Annotated in this window: 8 protein-coding genes; 5 read left to right on the forward strand and 3 right to left on the reverse strand. The window is 64.3% G+C overall.

The genetic code is table 11. The features are described from left to right. Window positions 1-341: 341 nt before the first annotated feature. From MTX35_RS23965 to MTX35_RS23980, 4 genes are all read left to right on the forward strand, one after another. Entirely contained in the window at window positions 342-2,012 is a 1,671-nt protein-coding gene (locus MTX35_RS23965) for a Mu transposase C-terminal domain-containing protein (protein WP_243597320.1), read from the forward strand. 4 nt (window positions 2,013-2,016) lie between these two features. Next, the gene (locus MTX35_RS23970; RefSeq protein ID WP_206489807.1) at window positions 2,017-2,955 is read left to right on the forward strand and encodes a TniB family NTP-binding protein; all 939 of its coding nucleotides are present in this window, start codon (window positions 2,017-2,019) and stop codon (window positions 2,953-2,955) included. Then, window positions 2,952-4,184 carry a TniQ family protein gene (locus MTX35_RS23975; RefSeq protein WP_094639478.1) on the forward strand — a complete coding sequence of 411 codons (1,233 nt, stop codon included), beginning with the start codon at window positions 2,952-2,954 and terminating at the stop codon, window positions 4,182-4,184. Before MTX35_RS23970 ends, MTX35_RS23975 begins: the two co-directional genes overlap by 4 nt. Before the next feature lie 205 nt (window positions 4,185-4,389). Continuing rightward, the gene (locus MTX35_RS23980) at window positions 4,390-5,211 is read left to right on the forward strand and encodes a hypothetical protein (protein WP_307786631.1); all 822 of its coding nucleotides are present in this window, start codon (window positions 4,390-4,392) and stop codon (window positions 5,209-5,211) included. A gap of 152 nt (window positions 5,212-5,363) precedes the next feature. Here MTX35_RS23980 and MTX35_RS23985 read toward each other — a convergent pair whose 3' ends face one another. The 3 genes from MTX35_RS23985 to MTX35_RS23995 form a co-directional block, all read right to left on the reverse strand. Beyond that, entirely contained in the window at window positions 5,364-5,513 is a 150-nt protein-coding gene (locus MTX35_RS23985) for a hypothetical protein (RefSeq protein ID WP_155289453.1), read from the reverse strand. 55 nt (window positions 5,514-5,568) lie between these two features. Then, window positions 5,569-5,724 carry a hypothetical protein gene (locus MTX35_RS23990; RefSeq protein ID WP_155288742.1) on the reverse strand — a complete coding sequence of 52 codons (156 nt, stop codon included), beginning with the start codon at window positions 5,722-5,724 and terminating at the stop codon, window positions 5,569-5,571. A 338-nt stretch (window positions 5,725-6,062) separates the two neighbouring features. Then, window positions 6,063-6,521 carry a class I SAM-dependent methyltransferase gene (locus MTX35_RS23995; RefSeq protein WP_080733148.1) on the reverse strand — a complete coding sequence of 153 codons (459 nt, stop codon included), beginning with the start codon at window positions 6,519-6,521 and terminating at the stop codon, window positions 6,063-6,065. Window positions 6,522-6,935: 414 nt separating this feature from the next. On the opposite strand from MTX35_RS23995, the gene MTX35_RS24000 reads away from it, so the two are divergent. Beyond that, window positions 6,936-7,512, forward strand: a 577-nt coding sequence (locus MTX35_RS24000; RefSeq protein WP_206510259.1) for an MBL fold metallo-hydrolase, incomplete at its 3' end; no start/stop codon positions are given.

The raw sequence follows: 7,512 nt of genomic DNA on the forward strand, positions 1-7,512 counted from the left end.
ACAAGCGGGGCATCTAGACCGTTGAATGAGGATGCCCGCTTGCTGTGCTAGCTAGCGTTGCTAGCACAGCCCTTTTGGTCACCCATAAGTATTCAGTCACGTACATGTGCGCGATGGCAGACCTACGGCGGGACCGAGACTTCAGGCACCCCCACCGAGGCTCGGAGTCCTTTTTGACGATCGTTTATCGAGACACCCCGCGGCCGAATCTGTCAGTTTCAAAAGACGGCTGCACTCTTTGCAGGCGTTTTGAGGATGAGTGCACGTGTCTTCTGACATTCTGATGTCGGAAGTGCGGTGCACGGTCGCGCGTTCAGCTCTCGGTGACAGGGAGGCTTGTGATGGAGCTCGACGTCGTGGAGACCGGTGTGCTGACGGCGTCGGGGGAGCGGTGGGCGCAGGCAGAGACCCGATTCGCTGTCTTGGCTCCCTTGCTGGAGATGCATCCGGTGCGTTTGGCAGCGGTCGATGATGCGGCCGAACGACTGGGGTTGTCGCGCCGTCGGGTCTATGCGTTGCTTGGCAAACTCAGGGACGGGACAGGTACGGTCACCGATCTTCTGACGAAGGTCTCGCCGGGTGGGCGTGGCCGCAGCCGAGTAGCGGCTGAGGTCGAAGAGGTGATCGGCGATCATCTCACCCGATATTTTCTTCACCGCCAGAAGCTGAGTGTCGCTGCGCTGCATCGACGTATCGCGTTGACTTGTCACCGCGCGGGTCTGCCAGTGCCGGCCAGAAACACCGTCACCGCACGAATCGCCGCGCTCCATCCGGCATCGGTGGCCAGGTCACGCGGAGGACCCGATGCCGCCCGCCCACGTCAGTCCGCCGGCGACGATCCACCGACGGTTTCGGGGATTCTCGATCAGGTCCAGATCGACCACACCGTCGTCGATCTGATGGTCGTCGACGAGTACGAGCGGCAACCGATCGGCCGCCCCTACCTGACGATCGCCATCGATGTCCTCAGCCGTTCCGTACTCGGGTTCGTCGTCACTCTGGAGCCGCCGTCGTCGATATCGGTCGGGTTGTGCCTGGGCCGCGTGTGCTGCGAGAAGCAGACATGGCTGGAGGCATGCGAGCTCGCGGAACAGGTGCAGTGGCCAATGGCAGGGAAACCGAAACAGTTGTACCTCGACAACGCCTCCGAGTTCAAAAGCGAAGCGCTGCGCCGCGGATGCGCCCAGCACGCCATCACACTCGAATACCGTCCTCCGGGCCGACCGCACTACGGCGGGATCGTCGAACGCATCATCGGAACGGCGATGACGGCGGTGCACGAGCTGCCTGGGACCACCTTCTCGAACCCAGCGGACCGAGGAAGTTACGACTCGGACAAGCACGCGGCGTTGACATTGCGTGAGTTGGAACGCTGGCTGGTCCTGGCCATAGCCTCGTATCACGCGAGCGTTCACACAGGGATCGGGAACACTCCGGCCGCGGTGTGGGCCGGCGAGGTCGCCGCAGTTGGTCACGCCCCTCGTGTGGTGCTCGGCGAAACCGCTTTCCTGGTGGACTTTCTTCCCGTCATCCGGCGACGTCTGACGCGCACGGGCTTCGTCCTCGATCACGTGCACTACTTCTCGAACGCGCTCAAACCGTGGGTTGCGCGGCGAGAGGATCTGGGGCGGTTCGTGATACGACGTGACCCACGCGATTTGAGCAGAATCTGGGTCCTCGAACCAGACGGTGCCGGCTATGTCGAGGTGCCGTACCGGACGATGTCACATCCCGCGGTGACACTGTGGGAGCACAGAGCTGCTATCACCCGTCTCCGCGAACAAGGTCGGTCGAACGTCGATGAGGGCGCACTGTTTTCGATGATCGAGCAGATGCGCGAGGTCACCGACCGCTCACAGAAAGCCACCCGCAAAGCCCGGCGCAACCGTGCCCGCCGCATGCATCTCACCGGCGCCGCGTCTGCACCGATCCCGGCGATCCACCCGCCGGTGGAGCCTCGAGCGGACGGCGGCACCGCAACGCCGGTCTTCAGCGATATCGAGGAATGGTGAGCCGATGACCGCATCGACAGGAAGCAGCGACGAAGCCACCGAGTCGTCCGGTGAGGATTTGGGGCACCTGCGGGAGTCGGTTCGTCCGCTCGCCGCACTCGACGACGCGGACAAGATCCGGTTGATCCGGTCGGAGAGGTGGATCGGGTATCCGCAGGCCCGTACGGTCATCGACCATCTGGAGACGTTGCTGTCGTGGCCGGACCGACAGCGTATGCCGAACCTACTGTTGCTCGGTCCGACGAACAACGGCAAGTCGATGATCATCGAAAAGTTCCGGCGCACTCATCCGCCGATCAGCTTGTCCGACCGCGAGCAGATACCGGTGTTGTGCATGCAGATGCCCCCGGACCCGTCACCCGGCCGGTTCTACCTCGCACTGCTCACAGCGTTGGGAACACCGACCCGACCACGCAATCGGGTCCACGAACTCGAACAGCAAGCATTGATGCTGCTCCGCGCCACCGGCGTACGGATGTTGATCATCGACGAGCTCCACAATGTTCTCGCCGGCCGTGACAACGTGCGCCGCGAATTCTTGAACGTGCTGCGGTTTTTGGGCAACGAACTACGCATTCCTCTTGTCGCTGTCGGCACCCGTGATGCTTACCTCGTCATCCGGACCGATCCCCAGTTGGAGAACCGATTCCATCCCATGACTTTGCCGGTCTGGACCAACACTGCCGACACCAGATCACTGCTGGCCAGCTTCAGCACGAGCTTCCCCCTCCGCAAACCCTCGCACGTGACATCACTGGAGATGACCGACTACCTTCTCACTCGCTCCGAGGGCACCATCGGTGAACTGGCAACGTTGCTCACTGCCGCAGCAGTGACCGCCGTCGACAGCGGAGAGGAAGCGATCACCTCATCGGTGCTCTCGCGCACTCCGTACCTCGGCCCCACGGAGCGACGCCGCCAGTTCGAACGCCACCTCGCATGAACGCGCGGCTCGCACCGATGCCCGGTGATGCGTACGTTCGCCCGTGGCCGCTGCACCCGCCGCCACTGCCAGGTGAGGTCCTCTCGTCCTGGTTGGCCCGGATATGCGAGCTGTATCCGCACATCAGGCCCTCTGATCTGTTTGCAGACCTCGATATCGATTGTGCTGTCGAGGATCTCGACCGCTACACACCGGAGCCGATCCTTGCCGAGCTGGCCGGTCGCGGCGCAGTCCCGGTAGAGAGGGTGCGGATGATGACGTTGGCGGGGTGGACACCGTGGCTGCTCGACAGCACCGACCCCGCCGACTGCGACTTCGACACCTACGTCCACCAATTCTCGATCCTGCTACCGGCCGACCTCGCGAGGGAGGATCGACGACGCCGCACACCCACGAGCGAAGCATGGTTGCCGTGGGCGAGCACTCCGCGCAGTCGGGCATGCCCGGCATGTATCGACAGCCTCGAATCCACTGCTGATATCAACATGACTCTGCTGCATCAATATCCGGTGCTGAGCAGCTGCCTCGACCACCGTTGTCGACTCGAACCCTGCTCTGTTTTCCCTGGTCATGCAATCTTCTGGGATCAGGTCCGGTTCGGTTCGGACGAACGGGTCTCGCCCGTTCCGGTTCCCTCGGCGGTCACGGACCTCGATCGGCGCAGCACCGAGGCTCTGACGACGGGATGGGTGGAACTCGGCCCAGGCCGGGTACATGCCGCAGTCTGGTTTCGGCTTCTGCGCACCGTCGCCGACGAAGTGTCCACACCACTGGTTCGCACCGGACGGTGGGCGACGAGGCTCGTTGCGATCTGGAAGGCCGCCGGTCGTTCTCGCCCGCTTCGGACCGCGTGGGTTCCGTTCGAGGACCTGCACTGGGACGAGCAGGCGACAGTCCTCGAGGCCGCAGCGATCGGCATTGCGATGGTCGAGAGCGGTGAGATCGACGCCGGCGGTGCGCACGCATCTCTACTGAGCCCACGTCCCTATGAGCCGGTCGATCCCGGGACAGCTCCGACGCGCTCGTCTTATCCCACACCCGAGCGCGATCTGTGGGCTGACGCGCACGCTGCGGCCGAGGCCGCCATCGCGGCAGCGCGCGTCGACCCCGCATCCGCCAGTTCGTTGTACAACTTCCTACGCTGGGGGTGCCGCACCGCAGCGGAGCTGGATGAGACGGTGCAACTGTTCCTCGACCACGGGATCCCGCTGCACCATCCGCCGTCATAGCTAACGCCCGATGGAGCGGGGTCCTCCGCGACGCACACGCTGCGACAGCCGAGAAGCCCGTTTTCGCGCCGGGGTCATGGTCACCAACGTCAATTGTGCGGTGACCGACGAGAATTTTCCTTCCCGCACCGTCCTTGAGGAAACGCCAGGTGAGCGTAGTTTCTGTTCGATAAATGTGTAGGAGGTGCCCGCTACAGTCCTGCCCATGACCGAACGCCAGCTCGCAGACGACTCGAACATTGTTCCGGCTGTCTTGCCGGGCGGTACCGCAGCGGTGTTTCCGGATCTCCCACCCGACGTCGCCGCTCGGATCGAGCAGTCGATGGCGTCATCGCGCTCGACCGGCACCCGCCGCGCCTACGCCTCGGCGTGGAGACGCTTCGAAACCTGGTGCGCCGCCACCGGGTATATCTCGTTACCGGCGCATCCCGCGACGGTGGCCGCCTATCTCGTGGCCGCGGCGGACACACTCACCGTCGACGGGACTCGGGCGTACGCGGCCGCGACGTTCGGCAAATGGGTCGCAGCGATCGCCGACCGCCACCGCGCTACCAGACACGACAACCCGGGCGGGCACGAGATGGTCCGCGCCACCCTCGCCAGTATTCGGCGGGATTACGCGTCGGCGGGCGAGCGGCCACGCAATCCACGCGCACCGCTGCTGACCTCCGACATCACCACCATCGTCGATCATGCACGTCTCAGTGTGACCGGGTGGGCGTCGGAGGTCCTCAAACGGCGCGACACCGCGCTGCTTCTGATGGGCTATACCGGCGCATTTCGTCGTAGCGAACTCGTGGCGCTCGAATGCGGCGGTGTCCGCCGCGACCGCCTCGACGGTGCGCACGTACGGATTCGGGCGTCGAAGACCGATCAGGACGGCGTCGGGGCCTTCAAAGCCCTACCGTTCACCGGCCGTCACGAATCCTGCCCGGTCTGCGCGTGGGTACGTTGGCTGCAGGTCGTCGCGGCGTCCTCCACGTGCACCTCGCTACGTCGACGACCCAACGCCGCCGGATCGCGGTGATCGACGGCACCCATTCCCGGCAGCTGTTACCCCCTCCGGGGCGCGCGGAGATCGTTCGGGCTGCGCTGGACGTGGCGCGTACGGCGCGCCTGCACGAGCTGGCAGCCGTGATCGGCGGCATCATCGCCCGCCTCCCCGAATCCGGTTGGCCGTCAGAACTGTTCGCGCGGCGAGACGCCCGCGTCCTGATCTTCGCCTCGACCGGTCTGCCGTACACCCAGATCGCGGCCCTGCGGCACTGCAATGTCACCGCCGATCCAAGGATCGACGCCCTTCGTATCGACACAGGCCGCGGCGTCCACACTGTCACTTCCCCCGGCACTGACGGGGGCGGGGTATCTCGCCGCGGATGGTGTATCAGCGCTTGTTGGAGGTGCTGGGCCATCGCACGCGGTATCCGAGTACCCGAATGCTCTCGATGCCGTGGGCGGTACCGGACTCGGCGGATTCGACCGGTACGTCGATCCGGCCGATCGGCAGCCGCTGTCGACTGCGATCGACCGGTTGGGCCACACCCCGTTGATTGCGACCCCACTCACGTCCCGTGCGGTCGCCGACATCGTTCGAGCCCACCTGGACGGGCGAGTACCTGTGCACCGACTCCACTCGGTGCAGGCACGGCAACCGAGCGCACAGCTCGTCCCGTAGCCCGCCTCGGCTTCGGTACTCGACCCCGGATACTACGAATACGGGACCCAGGCACGCCGGGACGCGCACGAGCTACTCGGTGGCGTCGATTCAACGCTCGACGACCGTGCGGATGCACTGCTGAAGCGGCTTCTCGCGTTCGTCGAGGCAGAAGTACCGGAATATGGTCGGCCGCGCGTGCCGCGCCCATCGTACCTGCCCGTTCAGGACACCTTTCGGGCGTGAAGACGCTCGACGAGACCGAGAGTGAACCGGTCGATGTCCTCGATGGAGAAGCTCTCGTCACCGGTGATCGCGAGCGAGGACCGTCGCAGAAAGTGCACGCCACCGATCGGGATGCTCACCAGTTTCAGGGCGCGTTGGATCCATCGAACCGGCCGGATCGACGAGGCGACGTGATCGGCGGGGAGCATTGTTCCACCTGGACGCAGCACTCGCGACATTTCCGAGAGCGCGATGTCCGGGGCTGGGATGGCGCAGAGCGAGAACGTGCACACCATGGTGTCGAAGGATGTATCGGGGAAGTCCAGAGCGTGAGCGTCCCCGAGCGGCGGGTGCGCATCCGGTCTGACGTCGGTGTGGGCGCGAGCCGTGTGGTCACGACATTGGTGGTCATTGAGGCCAGGTGCACTGCATCGACAGCAGTCGTGTTGGAAGGTCATTCCGGCGTTCGAGCAGGTGGTGCAAGGACACGTGCCGAGGTATACGCCACCCTCTCCTTGATTGATCGTACGGATGTACGTACATTATGGATGAGGCTAGTCGCCAATTCTGACAAACGTCACACTCGGGAGGAATGAAATTCCCTCGTCCGCCCCGAGTCGGCGAGTGCCGGACGGCTGAGGAGGACGTGATGGTCGGCAACCGCTGCGGTGGCGCTGTGAGTCGTTGCGCCTCGCTGGATCAGTCGGTTGCGATGCCCCTGGTCGCCCAGTGGAATGCCGCCCACTTCACCTCCACCCCGCAGGAATCGGAACCGTGCGCCTCGACGCACAGAACCTGCAAAAATACCCCACGGGGTACCGTGGATTCTTGACACCCATACGAACGCCGCCACGATCGACAAGGAGATTTCGATGCTTCTCGAACGCATCTACGACGAAGACCTCGCCCAAGCCGGATACTTCATCGGCTGCCAGGCCAAAGGAGAGGCAGTGGTGGTCGACGCCCGCCGCGACATCGGTGTGTATCTGGATCTGGCCGATCGGCATGGCATGACCATCACCGCCGTGACCGAGACCCATATCCATGCCGACTACCTGTCCGGCACTCGCGAGCTGGCCAAGGCCACCGGGGCGGTCACCTACGTCTCAGGAGAGGGCGGCGACGATTGGCAGTACGGCTTCGAGGCCGAACGCCTCCACGATGGCGACACGCTGGCTCTGGGCAACATCACCGTGCAAGCCGTTCACACGCCCGGTCATACCCCGGAGCACCTCTCGTTCCTGGTGACCGACGGTGCCTTCGCCGATGCTCCGGGATACATGTTGACGGGCGACTTCGTCTTTGCCGGTGATCTCGGCCGCCCGGACCTACTCGACGAAGCTGCCGACGGTGTCGACACCCGTTTCGAGGGTGCCAAACAGATCTTCCGCAGTCTGAAGCGGTCGTTCGTCACGCAGCCAGATCATATCCAGGTCTTTCCGGGTCACG

Origin of the sequence: Rhodococcus sp. ARC_M12 (assembly GCF_022810385.1) — a bacterium.
Taxonomy (GTDB): Bacteria; Actinomycetota; Actinomycetes; order Mycobacteriales; family Mycobacteriaceae; genus Rhodococcoides; species Rhodococcoides navarretei.